We start from the raw sequence: 18,601 nt of genomic DNA, 5'->3' as shown, positions 1-18,601 counted from the left end.
ATCCATACTAGAAAATCTGCGCTGTAATACTTCCCGATTATGCCAAGCATACTCTTGGAAAATAGCCAGGCAAGGCGGCTGCAAGAATCAGCGAGACTTAAACAAAAGCAGACACTAAAGCTAGCACTAGAACTTGCACTCGAATTGGCATTCGAGATACTGCTAACCCTATCCATAAAGAGAAAGGCTCGGCCTGAAGGCAAATTCAGTACCGAGCCTTTTTTAATTAGGCTGCTCACACAGTTAGCCGTGCGATTAACCTTGTATTACTTGCGCTTGAAGATGGCTTCCATCTCAGCGGCTACCGCCTCTGTCTCCTCGGCCTGTACCCGGTCACGCTTCTCGGTCAGTTCGATAAGCTGACGCTCTAACGCCTCGAGCTGCGCCTCATCCGCCGCGCTGCGCTCGGGCTTATCCTGCAGGGCATAGATGGCTTCGCTAACCCTATCCATCTCGTCGAAGATGGCATCCAAGGAGTCGGGATTGGCGGCGTCTTGACGGTCGAGCTCATCCAGCCAGGCGTAAAACTGCTGATTAGTCACGCCCACCTCTGTGGCGGTCTGGTCGATGAAACAGTTGGACAAGGCATCGGCGTTCTCTTCTATCATCTGCTCATACTTATCGAAACAAAACTTCATGGCGCTGCGGTAACCACGCTCCAGCTTGCCGCTGTCGATCCCAGATACCTGCTCCATGGCGGTAAAGTCGCCGCCGGCTTTCATATGCGAGACATTCATCTCGATAAATTTATCGACGTCCACCTCCATGCTAGCCAAGTCATAGGGGGCGTTGTCGGGCAGCTCGGTGCCTTGGGCGCTGGTGAGGATAAAAAACAGTGGTAGTATGAGTGTTGCTTTCATCATTAATCCCTTATTGATGTGAAAAATCGGTGATGTTAAGAGCCGGTGATGGTCGGTCGACCAGGCGGTGACATCCTTGTTGCCGCCATAAGATAGCTCAGCCCAGTCTGGCCTGTCTAGTGAGAAAAAAGTCGATAGATAAAAGGCTCAGGCATGCAGATCTAATCGAGACAGAGGCCTGAATATGGGTTAGAGATAGGCCTCTATCATCTCCTGAATTGCATCTGGCATCACAGGTTTGGTGATATAGTCATCCACCCCCAGCTTGAGGGCAAAGTCTTTGTCCGACTGCTCCGCCAGCGAGCTTATCACCACCAGGGGGATCTTAGCGGTCTCTTCGCTGCCCTTAAGATGCTGGATCACCTGATAGCCGTTGACATGTGGCATGGTGATATCCAGCAGGATGAGATCCGGCGTCAGGGATTTCAGCACCTCTATGCCGCCGCTCCCCGAGTTCACCGAGGTCACGTCATAGTCGTCCCCCAGCATGGCGAGTAATATCCCGGTGCAGACGGGATCGTCATCTATGATCAAGATTTTCGCTCTGGACATTTATCTCTCGCTCTCGCTGTTAAATTGATTACATTGTATCCAAGTCTGGCCGGAATACCAGCCTGCCACGACTCGTTAAGCCTACAGCTTAGACCCGCCTTTTTCGCTTAAGTTTCAGCCACAAAAAACGCGCCCATAAAAAAGCCCCATCCAAAGACGGGGCCTTAAATCACCATAAGATAGCTAGCGGGCGATCTTCACCTCTGGCTCGTTGAGCAGCGCCAGCATAGGGTTATTATTCATCACCCGAGTCTTTAGGGTCACGCCCAGGATAAGCCCCATCACGAAGCCACCTATGTGGGCCCAGTAGGCCACGCCCTGACCGGCCATCACCAGACCGAAGATGTTGAAACCCAGCCAGATGGCGAAGAAGGCCATAGGACTGAGCTTCTTCTGAAACACCACAAACATGAAGGTCAGGCTGGCGTGGCGGAACCACATGAGATACATGCCGAACAGGCCAGCGATGGCGCCGCTGGCGCCTACCATATAGATGCCGGAGCCAGGATCGGCGGCGATCTGCGCCGCCGCTGCCGCCAGGCCACACAGGAGATAGAGCGCGAAAAACTTGGCGCGGCCCAGCACATCTTCCAAGTTATCCCCCACCACATAGAGGAAATACATGTTGCCTGCCAGGTGCATGATGTCGCCGTGGAGGAACATGTGACTCAACAGGGTCCAGGGATGATGACCCGCCAGCAGATCGTTGGAACGCATGGCGAAGTTCTCAAACACCATATCTGTGGTGCTCAGGTTAAAGCCATAGGCGAAGAAGATCAGGATATTGAGCGCCAGCAGCAGATAGGTTACCAGGGGCGTCGCCTTAGGCTTGAGGTTAAACTCCACCGGCATCTTAGAGAGGAACTGGAACAGCCAGGTCTTGACGCTGATGCTGCCATTCAACTCCTCCAGCAGTTGGCGCACCTTGGGCGACTGTACCACCTTGGTGCGCTCATGTTCGTCTATCCAGATGCCGCTACAGCCGTGGCACAGATCCACCTCAATCTCATAGCCAGCCATTAGATGGTAGCGCTGCATGGCAAGGTCGCAACGATGGCAGCAGCGACTGGAGATCCCCAGTTGATCGCCCAGGGTCTCTTCGATGCGCACGTTATCGTCGCCGTTATCCGCCTTAGACAGGGCGGCGTTCAGCTCACCATTCTCGAACCAGAGGCCGCCGCACTGGCGGCAGCAATCTACCTCTTCGCCGTGAAATTTAAACACTCTCAGTCGCCCATCGTGGCAACCCGGACAGATATTGGTCATGGGGAGTTCCTTTCCTAATCTACTGTGATGTCGTTGCGTCTCAGCTCATCGGCCAGCGCAGTGTAGTTCGCCTTCAATGCAGGCAGGGTGTCGTCGCTCATCGCTTTGGTCTGGGCCTTGAGCAGGTCGCCGCCGTACTTGGTGCCATAGACACGCCCCTCAATCTTACCGATGATATCGTTCACCTGCAGGTAGAAGCGCCGCGTCTGCGACAGCAGCTGAGGCGGCGTCTCCAGGGTATAGGGCGAGTAGCGCATATTCTCCCACACGAAGGTGGCCAGCGCAGGCCTGTGATTCTTGATGTCAAAAGGCGCCTTACCCGCGATGAAGTCGGCGTACTCGTTGATGATGCCGACATTATCCTGCACCTCATCGTACAGGGCATGACGCAGGTAATAGTTGTTCTGTTTGTTGGTCAGATTATCGAAGGTGATCGCCTGAGACAACCCCTCCTGAGCCGCCAGATAGACGCCGGCAACCGTGGCGATGATCATGAAGATCTGGCTGATCCAGAAACTGGTCTTTACCAGCTCCCTATTGTCTAAACGGGGAAAACGCTTGCCCTCATCAAAGGCGGCTTTGTCATTAACATCCATATCCAGGCTCCGGTAACAAATAACAGGCTCGCCACCACAAGACAATAATGGGGGAAGCTAGGCAAGCGCGGATACTAACACAGGCCAATGATGATTTTGTACAGAGAGATTAAATTTTGATAACAAAAACAAGGATTACCAATCTTATTCTTGATAAAACCCTCACTCGGCCTTAGCCAATTGCCTAGCAACAACTCGGCTAATCATCCTATTTTTTAGAATCTAATATGCGGTATTTAGCGATATTCGTTCGATTAATCCAGTGATAGGCTGATCCCATTCCCGCCAGCTACACTTAAGCAGCGCTAATGCAGTACTGAAGCAGCACCAGGCGGTTCCTAATCAAGAGGTACTAAAGATGAAAGTGATCAGCCAATTTACCGCCCGCCCGGCTATGGATGGCGACGGCGTCAACATCCGCCGTGTGGCCGATTTTATGAATACCCGCTTCGATCCCTTCCTGATGCTGGACGAGATCAAGTCAGACGACGCCAACGACTATATTGGTGGCTTCCCGCCCCACCCTCACCGCGGCATAGAGACCTTTACCTATATCCGCAAGGGCGGCTTCGAGCACAGGGATCAGCTGGGGAACGTCAAGGCGATCAAGGCAGGCGATGTGCAGTGGATGAGCACCGGCAGCGGCGTGGTGCACTCTGAGATGCCCCTGGCCGACGCCCAGGATGGCCTGCACGGCTTCCAGATCTGGCTCAACATGCCCGCCAAGGAGAAGATGCGTCCCGCCATCTATCGCGACAGCACAGATGAGCCACTACCCGAAACCGAAAACGACAGCGGCGCCAAGCTGCGCGCCCTGGCCGGCAGCTGGCAGCTAACGGGGACCGATCCCATCGAGGCGCCGATTCAACAGCTAGCTGGTCAAGGTAAGATTGCCGATCTCATGCTCGCGTCAAATGGCTCGGCCCAGCTGGATCTGCATGAACGTGAATATGTCGGCCTCTATCTCTATCAGGGAGAGATGGTCAGCCAGACGGCGCCGGAGAAGGTCTATAGCGCGGGGCAATACCTGGTTGTCGATAGCCAGCAGCTCATCGCGCTTAAGGCGGGCGAGCAAGGCGCCGGTGCCCTGCTGTTTGCCGGTCAACCCATTCGCGAGAAGATAGTACACATGGGCCCCTTCGTGATGAATACCGAACAGGAGATCCAGCAGGCAATCGCCGACTATCAGGCGGGACGATTCGGCAGCATCAAGGCCTGATGCCTGAGATAAATCACACAAAAAGAGGACCTAGGGTCCTCTTTTTTTATGTAAATTCAGCAGCATCCGCAGGCGCCAAAAGCGTGATCCTGTGCTAAGTTTCTAACAACGCAAAACGCGCAATCGTCACAATTCTGATGATAGGTTTATTACCACTTTGTAGGTAAATATTTATTTTTCATACATAATTTTGTCAATTTTATGTGACTTAGCCGTAACTAATACACATAAACTTGAGGCGCATCAAAATTTACAGCAGGAAAGCTGTGGTAATTTTTAAGCTATTCCTAACACAGAGAATACTTAATGAGAAACCTTAAGCCCCACTTTGGCAACCTTGCCAGTACCTTAGCAAGCTTAGTTATATGTTTGGCCGCACTGTTTAGCCCGGCTGTCTTTGCCAGCAGTGGCGAGGCCCATGGGCAGCTGTTAGATCTCACCGCCACCGGCGCCGGCTATGTCGCCGTGGTGATCTTCGTCCTGGCCTATCTGCTGGTGATGGGTGAAGAGGTGCTGCATCTGCGCAAATCCAAGCCAGTGCTGGTCGCCGCCGGTTTGATCTGGGGCATCATAGGTTACATCTATGTGCAGCATGGCATGTCGGAAATCTCCGAGACCGCCTTCAAGCACAACCTGCTAGAGTATGCCGAGCTGCTGCTCTTCCTGCTGGTTGCCATGACCTATATTAACGCCATGGAGGAGCGCAATCTGTTTGACGCCCTGCGGGCCTGGATGGTGGGCAAGGGCTTTAGTCAGCGCACCGTCTTCTGGCTCACCGGCTTCATGGCCTTCTTCATCTCCCCCATCGCCGATAACCTGACCACGGCCCTGTTGATGTGCGCCGTGGTGATGAAGGTGGGCGGCGACAACAAGAAGTTCATCGCCCTGGCCTGTATCAACATAGTGGTAGCAGCCAACGCCGGCGGTGCCTTCAGCCCCTTCGGCGATATCACCACCCTGATGGTATGGCAAAAAGGCGTGGTGCATTTCGAGCAATTCGTCGACCTCTTCATCCCATCCTTGGTTAACTTCCTGGTGCCGGCGGCGATTATGAGCGCCTTCATCGTCAATCAGGTGCAAGAAGCGGAAGAGGAGAAGGTGATGATGAAACGCGGCGCCAGACGCATAGTCGGCCTGTTCCTGCTTACCATAGCCACCGCCGTCTGCACCCACAGCGTGCTGGGTCTGCCACCCGTGCTAGGCATGATGACGGGCCTCGGCTTCCTGCAGTTCTTCGGTTTCTACCTGCGTAAGAGCTTCCCCAAGGCGGTGCTCAAGGCCAAAGAGCAGGCGGAGCGCGACAACAACCTCAAGCGCCTGGAGCAGCTGGGTAACGTGGTGCCCTTCGATGTGTTCAGCCGCATCGCCCGCGCCGAGTGGGATACCCTGCTCTTCTTCTATGGCGTGGTACTCTGCGTAGGCGGTCTGGGCTTCATGGGTTACCTCAGCCTAGTGTCCGAGGCCATGTATACCCATTGGGACGTCACCTATGCCAACATCGCCGTGGGTGTACTCTCCTCAATCGTGGATAACATCCCTGTGATGTTTGCCGTGCTGACCATGAACCCAGAGATGGCTCTTGGCCAGTGGCTGTTGGTGACCCTGACCGCAGGGGTGGGCGGTAGCCTGCTCTCTATCGGCAGCGCCGCCGGTGTGGCCCTGATGGGACAGGCTCGCGGCATCTACACCTTCGCCAGCCACCTCAAGTGGACACCCGTGATCGCCCTGGGCTATGTCGCCAGTATCTTGGTGCATCTCTGGCTCAACAGCTCGCTGTTCTAAGTCCGAGTGTCGTATGTAGCGTGTAGCGTGAAGGAATAAAAAGTTAGATTACCTGTAGTCACCCTATGGGTTAATCAAAAGGGGCGTTGACTAGACTAGTCAACGCCCCTTTCTCTTGCATCTCTCTTGCTGACTTAAGCCAAGATAAGGAAACCGATAAAGGTCAGTCCCGCCGCCAGCAGGGCGTAGGGGAGCTGGGTCACCGCATGGCTCACAAGGTTACAGTCTGAGCCCTGGGCCGCCAGCACGGTAGAGTCAGAATAGAAACAGGCCTGACTACCGAAGGATGAGGCCGACAGCAAGGCGCCGATCACCAGAGGAATATCGGCGTTCACCGCCTGGGCCAGTGGCATCACGATAGGGATAGACACCGCGAAGATCCCCCAGCTAGATCCTGTGGCGAAGGCCAGAATCGACATGGTCAGGAAGACCACGGCCGGCAGCCACTGAGAGGTCATGAAGGGGCTCAGGTTACCAATCACATATTGCGGCAGCATCAGCTTGTCGCAAACATCCTTAAACACGAAGGCGGCGATAACCGTGCCTATGGCCGGCAGCATAGACTTAAAGCCGTCTAGCATCTGCTCCATCATCTCTGACAGAGGCATCAGACGCTGCACGCCATAGTAAGGCAGGGTCACCGCCAACGTTGCGATCAGCCCCTTGAGCACGTCGATATCGAAGTAGACGGTAAAGCCCACCAGCAAGATTATTGGCACCATGAAGTTATGCAGCTTGCCCAGGTTATCGGCATGCTTAAACTCCTCTTCGATCGCCTTGACGCTGTAATCATCCGAGGTCTGCACCTCGTCAATGGCATCGACCGCCTTGGCCGGTTTACCCGCCAAAGCCGCCAGCTGCGCCTTCTTCATCGGACCGAAAGCAGGCACTATACCCAGGATCACCAGCAGCACCATGGCCACCGCCAACCAGGCGTAGAGCATGTAGGGAATGGCCGACATATAGACGCTGATCCCTTGGCCCTCGCCCGCCACGCCGTTGTCCACCAACAAACCGCCGAAGAAGACGGCCCAGGTCGATAGCGGCACCAGCACACAGATGGGCGCGGCGGTAGAGTCCACCACATAGGCCAGCATCTCCCGCGACACCTTAAACTTGTCGGTCACCGACTTCATGGTTGAACCCACGGTCAAGGCATTGAGGTAGTCGTCGATAAAGATCACCACGCCCAGGATAAAGGTCATCAGCAGAGATGACTTAGGCCCCTTGGCATACTTGAGCGCATGGCGACCGAAGGCCATGGAGCCCCCCGTCTTAACCAAGAGGGCGATCAGGGCGCCAAAACCGCCACACACCAGAATCAACCAACCTATGGTTTCATCGGCCATGACAGAGAGCGAGATATCAGAGAAGTTATTCAGCACCTGATCGGGTTGATACAAGACCAGACCCACTAAGGCACCTATGATTAACGAAAGGATTGGACGGCGTAGCCAAACCGCTAACACCAAGACCACCACAGGTGGGATAAGACTTAAGGCTGTCGCGTCAGACATGGCTTAAGGTCCTTCTAAAATTGAGCCGATACGGCAAACTCATTTTACTCGGCGTAAAACCCCAAAGTTTATACGCTTAATTGCTGCTTTATTATGGACATAACGACGTTCGCCCTTAGCGAACCATGCCTTTATTTTTGTACCCCAGCTAAAACATCGGGCGCAAAATAATCTGCATTGGAGACTGAGTCAATCAGAAATAGTTATCCGGCAATAAATAATTTTTCGGCCTCAAACGCAATTAGCGCAAGTCGTTGATAAACAACAATATAAGTAAAATAGAATGCGCTAATTTCGCACACCTTCAAAATTAAGCTTATGCAGTGAAAGCGCTTAATTAATAAGGCCATGCTCAATTAATCTTCGAAGGCGGGATTGCCCCTCAAAAAGGTCGATCAACCGCTAACCCCATTCGCCAGCAACTCGATAAGCGGCTAATGCCATCGTCAGCAACTCGGTAAGCTGGCATGTCGATAAGCCGCAGATAGATAAGCCACTGAGCCCGTTTCAGTTTATCCATGCGGCCAGAGACATGCTTTGTCTGCTTAATCACAAATTTTCATCTCAAAGATGACACGCACCTAAAGCGTGTTACTCTGCCACAGGTGTCAATCAAAGGAGCATGACCATGACCCAATCAAACGCTGCCCCACATTCTCACGCAGCAAACGCTTCTCCAAAAGCCATCCGCCCGCTCGCCTCGGCGACCCCGATTATTCTCGACTGCGACCCAGGCCATGACGATGCGATCTCCCTGATCCTGGCGCTGAGCAGCGAGCGCCTCAATCCGTTGGCGGTCACCACCAGCGCGGGTAACCAGACGCCGGACAAGACGCTCAACAACGCCCTGCGCATCCTGACCCTGCTCAACCGCGCCGACATGCCGGTGGCCGGCGGCGCGGTGAAGCCCCTGGCCAGAGAGCTGATTATCGCGGACAACGTTCACGGCGAGAGCGGCCTCGACGGCCCTAAGCTGCCGGATCCCAGCTTTGATCCCCTAACGCAAAACGCCATTGAGCTGATGGCCGAGAAGGTGCGTCAGAGCGCAGTGCCCGTGACCTTAGTGCCCTCCGGGCCGCTCACCAATATCGCCCTGTTTATCGCCAACTATCCCGAGCTGCACAGCAAGGTTGAGCGTATCGTGCTGATGGGCGGCGCCGCGGGGGTTGGCAACTGGACCCCAGCCGCCGAGTTCAACATCTTCGTCGACCCAGAGGCTGCCGATATGGTGTTCAAATCGGGCATTCCTATCACCATGTGCGGCCTGGATGTAACCCACGAGGCGCAGATCATGGATGAGGATATCGAGCGGATCCGCGCCATCCCCAACCCAGTGGCCCAGTGTGTCGCCGAGCTGCTGGACTTCTTCATGATCTACCACAGAGATCCTAAGTGGGGCTTCACCGGCGCGCCGCTGCACGATCCCTGCACCATCGCCTGGCTGCTAAAACCTGAGCTGTTCACCGCCCAGGAATGCTGGGTCGGCGTCGAGACCAAGGGGGAATATACCCAAGGGATGACTGTAGTGGATCGCTATCAGCTAACCGGCAAGACGGCTAACGCCACTGTGCTGTTCGACTTAGATCGCCAAGGCTTCGTCGACCTGATTGTCGACTGTCTCAGCGCCTATAATTAATAGCCCAGGGAGGGTTCGCCCTCCCCTCAGGCGAGAGGACACTATGACCAGACTGTTAATCCTCGGCAGTGCCAATGCCGATCATGTGATGAACCTGGAACACCTGCCCAGCGCAGGACAGACGCTGATGAGTCGCGGCTATAGGCTGGAACACGGCGGCAAGGGGGCTAATCAGGCGGTGGCCGCCGCACGCCTTAGCCAGGGCGAGACCCGGGTCGACTTCATCTGTCATCTGGGCCGGGACGCCATAGGTCAGGCAATGGCCCAGGCCTGGCAGCAAGATGGCATCGCGCCCGATGGCATCACCTACACGGACGAGCAACCCACGGGCACAGCGATGATCTTCGTCGCCGATAAAGGCGAGAACATCATAGGCGTTTCGGCCGGCGCCAACGCGACCCTGACCCCCGAGGCGCTCAAGGCCCATCTTGAGCTGATCGAAAAGGCCGATTATCTGTTGGTGCAGCTAGAGACCCCGGCGGTGACTGTGCTGGATGCCTTAAAGCACGCCAAGGCCAACGGTGTGACCACCATACTCAACCCGGCACCGGCCATGGTGATCGGCAAAGATCTGTTCCGCCTGGTGGATGTGATCACCCCCAACGAGACAGAGGCCGAAGCCATCACTGGCATAGAGGTGACCGATGAGCAGAGCGCCAGAATGGCGGCGCAGATGCTGCATCAATTCGGGCCGCAGACGGTGATCATTACCCTGGGCAAGCAAGGCGCCCTGCTCAGCACCAAGGACTATTGCGCCCTGATCCCTGGCGTTCAGGTGAAAGCCGTAGACACGGTCGCCGCCGGCGATACCTTCAACGGTGCCCTCATGGTAGCTCTTGGCGAGGGCAAGTCTGTCGAGGAGGCGGTCGCCTTTGCCCACCGCGCCGCCGCCATCTCGGTGACCCGCGCCGGTGCCCAGCGCGCTATCCCCTATCGCCACGAACTGGCGGATATCTAGCAAGCTTTGGGGTTGACCCTTGACCTCTTCTTTGAGGCAGGGATCAACCTTATTTCACCCAATACAGTTAGGCATAAGTTACTGAATTAAAAACTAAAACATTATTTGCTAATCTGTGATAAAATACTGTTTGCTTTTTAAGCAATCAAGAAGTAATCTTGCGCCGCCTGACAGAGTCAGGCACGACAATACAGATAGTTTAATACTGATAGTAAGAGGAAAAACCATGAGCAAACAATCGCGCCGTAACGCGCACGCTCCCCACGAGAGCGGCCGTGGCGTCATCAAGGACAACGCCTTAAAGGCGATAGTCACCAGCGAACTGTTTAAGATGCGCGTCGAGAAACCCAAGAAAGGCAAAGGGTCATACAAACGCCAACAACAAAAGGGGCATATGCTAAAGGGCAATGCCCCTTTTGACTTATTAAGCCCCTGCGTTTGACACCAAGAAATGAGTCGATACCAAAGATCCGACTCGGCCGTCATCCCCCTTTAGCCTTTTACCATAAACCATTCATCATAAATTTTTCTCAAGGCCACACTTGACCATAGCTTTCCGGTGCGAACTGGGTCAAAATCGCCTCTATCACTCTTTGCTTATTTTTGTACCAGGGCCCCGCTAGCATGTCTTCCCCTACTCAAGCCGACGCCGCTCAACTGCCGCGTCTGGTGCCTGTTTCGTTTCTGGCCGTGGTGCTCATCTGGTCGACGACTCCGCTGGGGATCGTCTGGAGCAGCGAGACGGTACATCCCACCATGGCGGTACTCTCGCGCATGGTGATCGCCCTAATCATTGGCAGCCTGATCATCCTCCTTAGCAGCATACGCCTGCCCTGGCATCGCACCGCCTTTAAGCTCTACGCCTATTCGGCCATAGGCATAGTGGGCGGCATGTTGCTGAGCTATTTTGCCGCCCGTTATCTGGCCTCGGGCACCATGTCGCTGCTGTTCGGCCTCTCCCCGCTGGTGTCAGGCCTGTTAGCACAGCGGCTGCTAAACGAACCTAAATTCAGCCCCATGCGGATCATGGCGCTCATTCTGGCATTCTGTGGCCTGGGCGTGGTCTGTTCGGCCAAGCTCGCCCTGGGCAGCGATACCTGGATTGGCCTGGTGTTGATCCTCTTTGCCGTGTTTCTCTTCAGTCTCAGCGGCGTGCTGATCAAGACGGTGGAACTGGCGATTCACCCCATCGCCAGCACGGTCGGCGCCTTGCTGTTTTCGACCCCCCTGTTTGCCCTGGCCTGGTTGATATTCGATGCCAGCCTGCCAGTGGAGACCTGGTCGACGCGCTCCATCGCCGCCATCTTCTACCTGGGGATCTTCGGCTCCTTGATAGGCTTCATCGGCTACTTCTATATTCTGCAGCACCTCAATGCCAGCACGGTCGCCCTGGTCACACTGATCACCCCGGTATTTGCCATGGCCCTGGGCGCAATGGTGAATCATGAGCAGATCTCCCAGACCCTGATGATAGGTGCCGGCCTGGTGCTGGCGGGGCTCGGCCTGTTTCAGTGGGGCGATACCCTGCTGGCTCGGCGGCGGGCCAGGGTCTCCTCACAGCTCTAACGCTTTATCAGGCAGGCCTGGCGCTCGCGTCGGGTGTGGCCCTTTTCTGCCTGGCCCCTGTCAGACTGGCGCCTGTCCGCGCCCGCCAGGCGCATTAACTTGCAGATATAATCGATACGTTGCCGGTAGGCCTCGCTGCTGGCATACAGGGTCCGGTTGACCACAAATCCCAACAGGGGAGCTTGATTGCATAACCTCATCGCCGACTCCTTACCCTCATGCTTGAGGTATCTGGTTCGATAACCTAGCTGAGCATAAGGCGTACCAATCCATGAGAAAGCCACTCAAGTGGTTCAATCGGCAGGGGTTGTTAATATGATTTGACGATGCTTAGCAGAGGGGGAAGCTCAGGCGGCGTCAAGAAAATGCGCTTTGCAATGCAAAACGCCTCCTAATCTTCGGCCTTCACCAGATGCAGCCGACTAAGGTCCTTGTTCCACAGCTGGATGATCTTGCGGGTCTTGTCTTTGTTCCAGAAGCATTTGCCGAAGAGAATGATGCCTGCCCCTTCGAGATCCTCCCGCTGCTGGATATCGTATTTCTTACACAGCTCATCCTTCACCTCCTCGATGGGGATGCCCACATCCTTACAGTCGGCGGGATTGAGCCAGAGCAGCGCCTTGTCGGCGTGGGAGATGGTGCCCCAATACATGCGCGGGGCGTGACGCTCGTTGGGCTCGGCATCGGCAAAGTTGACGAACAGGTTCTTGGCTCGCCAGCGATATTTGTCGTCGGTATAGACCCAGAGATCTGAGCTGGCCAGATCGCTGCCCCGCAACAGACTGTGGAGAAGTTTCTGTAGCCCCTGGGTGGCTACCTTAGGTTCTGGCGAGCCCTTCGGCTGGGACTCAGATTCGGTTTTAGTTTCGGCTTTAGACTCGGCGTTAGCGAGATAACTCCCCTTGGGGCTCTGCACGCCTTCCGCCTGAGCTTGTTCGGCCTGAGCTTGTCTGGTCTGAGCCTGCTGCGCTGGTTGACTCTTACGCCTGAGCGGCATGCTGAAGTCTATCTTCAGGGCGTCACTCTCCAGCAGCTGCTGATTCACCTCCAGGGCATCTTGCTCCTCCTGTTTGCGACTGGCCGAGGGATTAAACTCGCTGCAGTCCACCTGATGATAGCGAGAGCCGAAACAGGCGGCCTTGCCGTCCCGCGAGGCCTTGCGAAAATAGGCCTTGCCGTCACACACGGGGCAATAGAGCTGCTGGCGCAGCGCCTCTATCTCTTGCTCGCTGAGGCGCTGAAAAGTAAATACCGAATAGGTTTTCTCGGCCTGGCCCTCGACCCGGCAGACGGCATCCAGCATAGACCTACTCCGCCGTCTCGGCGTCGCGCAGTGACTCAGGCGCTTCCGCCTGAGCCAACACCGCCTCGGGCTCACCGCCATTTAGCCAGGCGATGAAGAGTTCATACCAGATGGCCAGCACCACGGCGCCCAGGAAGAGGCCGATGATCCCGGCAAACAGCATGCCGCCGATGGCACCTATCAGTATCACTGGCATGGGCACATCCACGCCCCGGCCCATCAACATAGGCTTGAGGATATTGTCCGAGATACCGCCGAGGAAGATCCACACGCTGAAGATGGTTGCCGAGGTACCCTCCATGGAGGAGTAGGCATAGCCAATCAGGGGCAACACTATGATCAGCGCCGGCAGCTGGGCGATCCCCAGGAACAGGGCCACCAGGGTGAGCAGTCCGGCGGCGGGCAGGCCGAAGACAAACAAAGCAGAGCCGATCAGCATGGCCTGGATGAAGGCGACACCGACCACCCCGAGGAGCACACTGCGGATGGTGGCGGCTGTCAAACTGGTCCAGGCGTGGGCATTGGGACCTACCGCCCGCACCGCCACTTTACTCATGGCTGCGGCGCACTGCTCTGAGTTCGCCATGAAGCCGGCGGCGATCAGCAGCGAGATGATAAACATCACCAGGGTGGCCAGGCTACTGCCTATCACCCCGGCCAAGGCCGAGAAGCCCGCCTTGATCTCCGGCAGGAAGTGCAATATCGCCTTCTCCAGGTTGCTGGCGATGTTATGCCACACCTCAAACAGGCGCTCGCCTATGATGGGAATTTCCGCCACCCGCTGGGTCGGCTCTGGCAGGTGGATCTCGCCGCTCTGCAGCACCTTAAGGGTGTTGGAGATCCCCTCAAAGATGGAGCCCGAGACTACCACGAAAGGGGTCACCAATAGGGCGATCCCCACCAGAGCGATAAGGGTCGCAGCCAGGCCACGACGACCCTTTAACATGCGCTCCAGCCTGTGGGTTAACGGCATTAGGGCAACTGCGATGATGGCGCCCCACAGGGCCGGTACGATAAAGGGCCGCACTATGTCGTAGGTCCAGATCACTAAGATGGCGAGTAGGCCGATGCGAATCGCCGACTCCGTCATATTACCGATAAACTCTTTGCGCTGCTGCGCCTTGGCTTCATTGTCCATAACTTTCCCTTCCCAGCGTGTGTAAGTGCGTACCGATAACCCGACTAAGGCCCAAAGCGTTAAACGCTAAACTAGAATCTTTGCTTTAGGCCTCACCACCTAGTCTGAGCAAAATATAGCCGATAGTGTTAATTAATCCCACAAGTAAAACAAGAATATAGCCCACATTTTGCCTCTTTGGACCTCGCCCTATTCCCTGATCTTGAGGCTGACCATCACGGGGGCGTGATCTGTGCTGTGGCTGTCGCGATCATATTGCGGATTGATCAGGTGGCTATCATAGGTGTGATACTGACTCACCTGTGCCAGACACTGATGATTATGAGGATCGAACTCGTTGGAGAGCAGGATATAGTCGATCACCTCGCCGCGATTAAGATGATAGTGGGTCGGGGCCCGCGCCACCGAGGTAGGGCTGTACTCGGAGCGCTCATGAAGCAGGTAGGCATCCTGCAGGCGATAGTCCTGAAACGCCTCCTCACCCAAGACCCCAAGCAGGCGACTATCCTCACTCACCAGGGCCGACAGCACGCCACCGGCCAGGCTATCGTTAAAGTCGCCCATCAGGATCACTGGGTAGCGGGTATCGATACGGCGCCTGGCGATGGCGACTCGCAGCAGGCTCGCCTCACTGCCGCGTATCAGCGAAGAAGCCCACTTGGCCGCCGCCTCGATGGCAAACAGGGCTTCACTCTTCTCAATGGTCAGGCTATCGCTCTGAGCCCCCGTTGCGGCAGGTTCGCTCCCGGAGTCTGGGGTCATTGCCTGCTCGGGCTCAAACTGAGCCCGCTTGGACTTAAAATGCACCAGATAACAGTCGCAGGGGCCAAGATGCGGCAGCGCTATGGTCGCCCTCAAGGGCAGGCGGCTGTATTGAAAGCCGGGGGCAATACCCATGAGGCTGGCGACCGTCTGATCTATGTCGCATGGCTCATAACTAAGGATGGGGTACTTGCTGGCCAGGGCCAGCACTGGGTGGCGATAGATGAAGTCGTCGCTGACCTCGGGCGTGTCGACGGTAACAAAATAGGGATAACCCGCCTCGGCCAGCAGGGCTTGCAATGCTTCTATCGAAAACACCTCCTGAAAGCCGATGACGCAGGGGTCATGGCTCGCCAGATAGCGCCTTATCCAGTCACATTTCTGCTGCCACTGGGCCTGAGTGTAGATGTTGTTAAAATCGTAGTAGGCGTCAGGCGGCGCGATGAAGTTGTACAGATTGAAACTGGCGATCCGTATTTGGCCCGCCGCTGCTGACGTTTGGGTCACGTCCCCTCCTCTACGCCTCTACTAACTGCCAAATCTATACTAGCGACCAAACCTATACTAACGGCCAAACCTATACTAACGGCAAGGCCCTTACTCGCGGCAAAGCCATCATGAGTAGACAAGCCCTGCCGCTAGCATCTCTCCTGTCTCACGCGCAGCCAGGCTTAACCCCAGGGCATGTCGAAATAGACTCTGACGAAGAGATCTTTGTTCCAAGGCAAGATCGGCAGAAAGTCCGGCGAGTCCACGGGCACCCTGGCATAGGGGTCCAGATTATACTCGTTATATTTCACGCTGAAGACGAGCTGACTCTTAGATGACCAATGGTCGGCATCATAGCTGAGACGCGCCTCCAACTGGTTCTCCAGCCAGTCGCTACCATCGTGCCACTGCTGCGCCGCCAGGCTCAGATCGAAATCTTTGCCCAAGGCAAACAGGGTCGCCGCGGCCAGCGTGTAGGCGCCGGTCTTATTCTGGAAATCTTCCCTGTCATAGCCACGCATGCGCGGCACATCGTCGTCGATCTCAAGGAAGTAGTAACCGCCTCCCAGCTTAATATCGGCCTGAAACCCCTCTCTCTGGTAGCCATAACCCAGGGCCGGAAACAGCCTAACCTGTTTCTCCACCGAGCTGACGGTATTACGCTTGCCCCCCAGGCTTATGTCCCAAAAGAGACGAGAGTACTGGGATAGCGAGAAGAGGTCGCCACTGGCACTGTAGTAAGAGCTAAACCAGACGGGAATATGGTCGGGGTCGAGCTCGTCCACATCATGATCCACGAAGATATTCAGCTCGCCGGTAAGCTTGATCTCACTCTCGGTAAGATGGGTCAGGGCAATACTCACCCCAGCGCCTAAGGTGTGGGAGTCGGCCTCATCCACATAGTAGTCGTGTCCGCCTATGCCCAGGCGCCAGTCCAGGGCCATGGCGGGCGCACTCAACAATGCCCCCATCAGGGGCCAGGCGATGATGGATGAATCGATTCGAAAAGCCATGTTTTCTTCTCCGGCGTAGGCGAGTCGGGCGGAGCGCTCGACTCAAGATGACAGCTCTGAAAGTTAAGCATAAATCATCTTTTTTGTCAGGTAATTAGCTTCACTTATGCGACTGCTATCCGTTGAGCAATCGCTAAGGGTTATGCCTAGACGATCATAATGGCCTCTGCAGACTGGTGACCGCCTATTATCAATATTTTTTTGAAAGTATATGTGACTTTCCTCTGTTTTTATCGGTGAAAGAGTCACGTAGAATCAGCCTCACTCTCGACATAAAGAATCGACTCAATCACAGGATGCTTGTCATGCAACAACTCAGTTTCTACACCAATAAGCGCTACACCACTAAGGCATTCGACCCTAGCCGCAAGATCGCCGACGACAAGGTCGAGGAGATCAAGCAGCTGCTTCGCATGAGCCCATCGTCGACCAACTCACAGCCTTGGCACTTCGTGCTCGCCTCGACCGAGGAAGGTAAGGCGCAGATCGCCGAGGCCACCAGCGACTTCGCCTTCAACACCGCCAAGATCCTCAACGCCTCCCACGTGCTGGTGCTCTGCACTAAGACAAACATGGATGAGGCCCACCTATTAAAGGTACTCGAGCAGGAAGATGCGGATGGCCGTTTCGCCGACGAAGCCGCCAAACAGGGCCAGCACAACGGACGTTCCTTCTTCGCCAACATGCACAGAATCGAGCTGAAAGACAGCCAGCACTGGATGGAGAAGCAGGTCTACTTGGCGCTGGGCACCCTGCTGCTGGGCGCCAGCCTGCTGGACATCGACGCTACACCAATCGAAGGCTTCAACGCCACTAAGCTCAACCAGGTGTTGGAGCTGCCGGCCAAAGGCTACGCCGCCTCTGTGGTGGTGGCCCTGGGTTATCACAGCGAGGATGACTTTAATGCCAAGCTGCCTAAGTCGCGCCTGCCTATCGAGACGCTCTTCACCGAGATCTAAGCGTCTCAACTCATGATCTGCCATAGGGCGATGCATATGCCATGCATCGCCTTTTCATTGGTTTCTGGCCCGGCTAGCCCAGGCTTAACCAATAAGACTTGCGTTCTATTTTCTCCATTGTCATAGTAGAAATTATCGCCAGTCACGGATGAGACTCTCTGTATGCTTCTTGCCAAATCGACCCCGACAGCCGCCAGGCTGCAAGACGCCTCATCGTCCAGCCAATGCTTCGCCATCAAAGGCGATAACCCGCTCATCTGGCCGCTCCTCACCCTGCTGCAGCGGAGCAATCGTAGCTGGAAAGTGCATCACCTGGCCGCCGCCCTACAAGAGAAAGGCCTGATGCGCGCGCTGGATACAGACCCACAGAAGGCCCTGTTTAAGCAGAACTTCCTGCTGATGAATGCCCTGTTCGAGTTACAGGCCATGCTACTGCCCGGCAGTTACCTGCAGGTCAGGGCGATGGAGATACAGATTTTTCGCATCCCTCCCAGCAATTTAGATAGCCAGCTGAGTCAGGACGATGCCCTGAGAAGCTACTATCAGGACTGGCAACACTACGACACCTGCCCGGATATCATTCAGGAGATGCTGGAATCCTTCTGGCAGCGCTATGAGGACTATATCGGCACCCGCCACAACGCCCTGCCCAAGCGTCAGGCGCTGGAGGTGTTCGAGCTGCCCCAAGACGCCAGCGACAGAGAGATACGCAAGCAGTGGCGAAAATTGGCCCTGCAATGGCACCCCGACCGTGACGGCGGCGACGCCACTCAGTTTAAGCGGGTCTGCGAGGCCTGGCAGACACTGAGAGAGTCGCGCTAGCCCCGTCACAGATCCGCCCTTTCTACCGACAGACAAAACGCAGAACTTCAGCTCAGGTCACACTCTGGCCACTGTTTCTCACTGCGCCTTCAGTCATAATTAAGCTTTGGCATTTAGGCTAACCCTATTGTCGATTGACGTTAGCCATTGATTGCACAACGAC

At 55.6% G+C, this 18,601-nt stretch carries 18 protein-coding genes; 8 read left to right on the top strand and 10 right to left on the bottom strand.

Annotated elements, in window-relative coordinates:
- Positions 1 to 266: 266 nt before the first annotated feature.
- From K0H80_RS03575 to K0H80_RS03560, 4 genes are all read right to left on the bottom strand, one after another.
- Positions 267 to 863 (bottom strand): hypothetical protein, encoded by a 597-nt coding sequence (locus K0H80_RS03575; RefSeq protein WP_220073121.1) that lies wholly within the window; start codon positions 861 to 863, stop codon positions 267 to 269.
- 186 nt (positions 864 to 1,049) lie between these two features.
- Positions 1,050 to 1,412: a response regulator gene (locus K0H80_RS03570; protein WP_144199530.1), complete on the bottom strand. Its 363-nt coding sequence runs from the start codon at positions 1,410 to 1,412 to the stop codon at positions 1,050 to 1,052.
- A 183-nt stretch (positions 1,413 to 1,595) separates the two neighbouring features.
- Positions 1,596 to 2,678, bottom strand: a complete 1,083-nt coding sequence (locus tag K0H80_RS03565; RefSeq protein WP_220073120.1) for a rhomboid family intramembrane serine protease — start codon at positions 2,676 to 2,678, stop codon at positions 1,596 to 1,598.
- A gap of 14 nt (positions 2,679 to 2,692) precedes the next feature.
- A complete protein-coding gene (locus K0H80_RS03560) occupies positions 2,693 to 3,274 on the bottom strand; it encodes a hypothetical protein (RefSeq protein WP_220073119.1) in 582 nt (193 codons plus the stop codon).
- Positions 3,275 to 3,632: 358 nt separating this feature from the next.
- Between K0H80_RS03560 and K0H80_RS03555 the strand changes: the two genes are divergently transcribed.
- Together K0H80_RS03555 and nhaD are read left to right on the top strand one after the other, a co-directional pair.
- Complete coding sequence (locus K0H80_RS03555; RefSeq protein WP_220073118.1) at positions 3,633 to 4,493, top strand: pirin family protein; 861 nt, start codon at positions 3,633 to 3,635, stop codon at positions 4,491 to 4,493.
- Positions 4,494 to 4,799: 306 nt separating this feature from the next.
- On the top strand, positions 4,800 to 6,275 hold the full coding sequence (gene nhaD, locus K0H80_RS03550; protein ID WP_220073117.1) for a sodium:proton antiporter NhaD: 1,476 nt from the start codon (positions 4,800 to 4,802) through the stop codon (positions 6,273 to 6,275).
- A gap of 134 nt (positions 6,276 to 6,409) precedes the next feature.
- Here nhaD and K0H80_RS03545 read toward each other — a convergent pair whose 3' ends face one another.
- Entirely contained in the window at positions 6,410 to 7,792 is a 1,383-nt protein-coding gene (locus K0H80_RS03545; protein WP_144199540.1) for a Na+/H+ antiporter NhaC family protein, read from the bottom strand.
- 628 nt (positions 7,793 to 8,420) lie between these two features.
- Between K0H80_RS03545 and rihA the strand changes: the two genes are divergently transcribed.
- The 4 genes from rihA to K0H80_RS03525 all read left to right on the top strand — a co-directional run bounded on the left by rihA (position 8,421) and on the right by K0H80_RS03525 (position 11,952).
- Complete coding sequence (rihA, locus tag K0H80_RS03540) at positions 8,421 to 9,428, top strand: pyrimidine-specific ribonucleoside hydrolase RihA (RefSeq protein WP_011864503.1); 1,008 nt, start codon at positions 8,421 to 8,423, stop codon at positions 9,426 to 9,428.
- A 43-nt stretch (positions 9,429 to 9,471) separates the two neighbouring features.
- Positions 9,472 to 10,386: a ribokinase gene (gene rbsK / locus K0H80_RS03535; RefSeq protein WP_220073116.1), complete on the top strand. Its 915-nt coding sequence runs from the start codon at positions 9,472 to 9,474 to the stop codon at positions 10,384 to 10,386.
- 226 nt (positions 10,387 to 10,612) lie between these two features.
- Positions 10,613 to 10,828: a ribosome alternative rescue factor ArfA gene (locus K0H80_RS03530; RefSeq protein ID WP_220044274.1), complete on the top strand. Its 216-nt coding sequence runs from the start codon at positions 10,613 to 10,615 to the stop codon at positions 10,826 to 10,828.
- A 182-nt stretch (positions 10,829 to 11,010) separates the two neighbouring features.
- Positions 11,011 to 11,952, top strand: coding sequence for a DMT family transporter (locus tag K0H80_RS03525; RefSeq protein ID WP_220073115.1), 942 nt, complete (start codon positions 11,011 to 11,013; stop codon positions 11,950 to 11,952).
- Here K0H80_RS03525 and K0H80_RS03520 read toward each other — a convergent pair.
- The 5 genes from K0H80_RS03520 to K0H80_RS03500 all read right to left on the bottom strand — a co-directional run bounded on the left by K0H80_RS03520 (position 11,949) and on the right by K0H80_RS03500 (position 16,657).
- Complete coding sequence (locus tag K0H80_RS03520; protein ID WP_220073114.1) at positions 11,949 to 12,152, bottom strand: hypothetical protein; 204 nt, start codon at positions 12,150 to 12,152, stop codon at positions 11,949 to 11,951. The two genes, K0H80_RS03525 and K0H80_RS03520, sit on opposite strands and share 4 nt — an antisense overlap.
- A 191-nt stretch (positions 12,153 to 12,343) precedes the next feature.
- On the bottom strand, positions 12,344 to 13,255 hold the full coding sequence (locus K0H80_RS03515) for a hypothetical protein (RefSeq protein WP_220073113.1): 912 nt from the start codon (positions 13,253 to 13,255) through the stop codon (positions 12,344 to 12,346).
- Positions 13,256 to 13,259: 4 nt separating this feature from the next.
- On the bottom strand, positions 13,260 to 14,393 hold the full coding sequence (locus tag K0H80_RS03510; protein ID WP_220073112.1) for an AI-2E family transporter: 1,134 nt from the start codon (positions 14,391 to 14,393) through the stop codon (positions 13,260 to 13,262).
- Positions 14,394 to 14,582: 189 nt separating this feature from the next.
- On the bottom strand, positions 14,583 to 15,662 hold the full coding sequence (locus K0H80_RS03505; RefSeq protein ID WP_220073111.1) for an endonuclease/exonuclease/phosphatase family protein: 1,080 nt from the start codon (positions 15,660 to 15,662) through the stop codon (positions 14,583 to 14,585).
- A gap of 164 nt (positions 15,663 to 15,826) precedes the next feature.
- Complete coding sequence (locus K0H80_RS03500) at positions 15,827 to 16,657, bottom strand: hypothetical protein (protein WP_220073110.1); 831 nt, start codon at positions 16,655 to 16,657, stop codon at positions 15,827 to 15,829.
- A gap of 305 nt (positions 16,658 to 16,962) precedes the next feature.
- On the opposite strand from K0H80_RS03500, the gene nfsB reads away from it, so the two are divergent.
- Positions 16,963 to 17,616 (top strand): oxygen-insensitive NAD(P)H nitroreductase, encoded by a 654-nt coding sequence (nfsB, locus tag K0H80_RS03495; protein WP_220073109.1) that lies wholly within the window; start codon positions 16,963 to 16,965, stop codon positions 17,614 to 17,616.
- A 162-nt stretch (positions 17,617 to 17,778) separates the two neighbouring features.
- Positions 17,779 to 18,438 (top strand): DNA-J related domain-containing protein, encoded by a 660-nt coding sequence (locus tag K0H80_RS03490; protein ID WP_220073108.1) that lies wholly within the window; start codon positions 17,779 to 17,781, stop codon positions 18,436 to 18,438.
- Positions 18,439 to 18,601 lie beyond the last annotated feature (163 nt).

Origin of the sequence: Shewanella aegiceratis, assembly GCF_019457495.1 — a bacterium.
Taxonomy (GTDB): domain Bacteria; phylum Pseudomonadota; class Gammaproteobacteria; order Enterobacterales; family Shewanellaceae; genus Shewanella; species Shewanella loihica.
The sequence above is the reverse complement of the archived record's forward strand: the minus strand, read 5'-3'. Positions and strand labels throughout refer to the sequence as shown.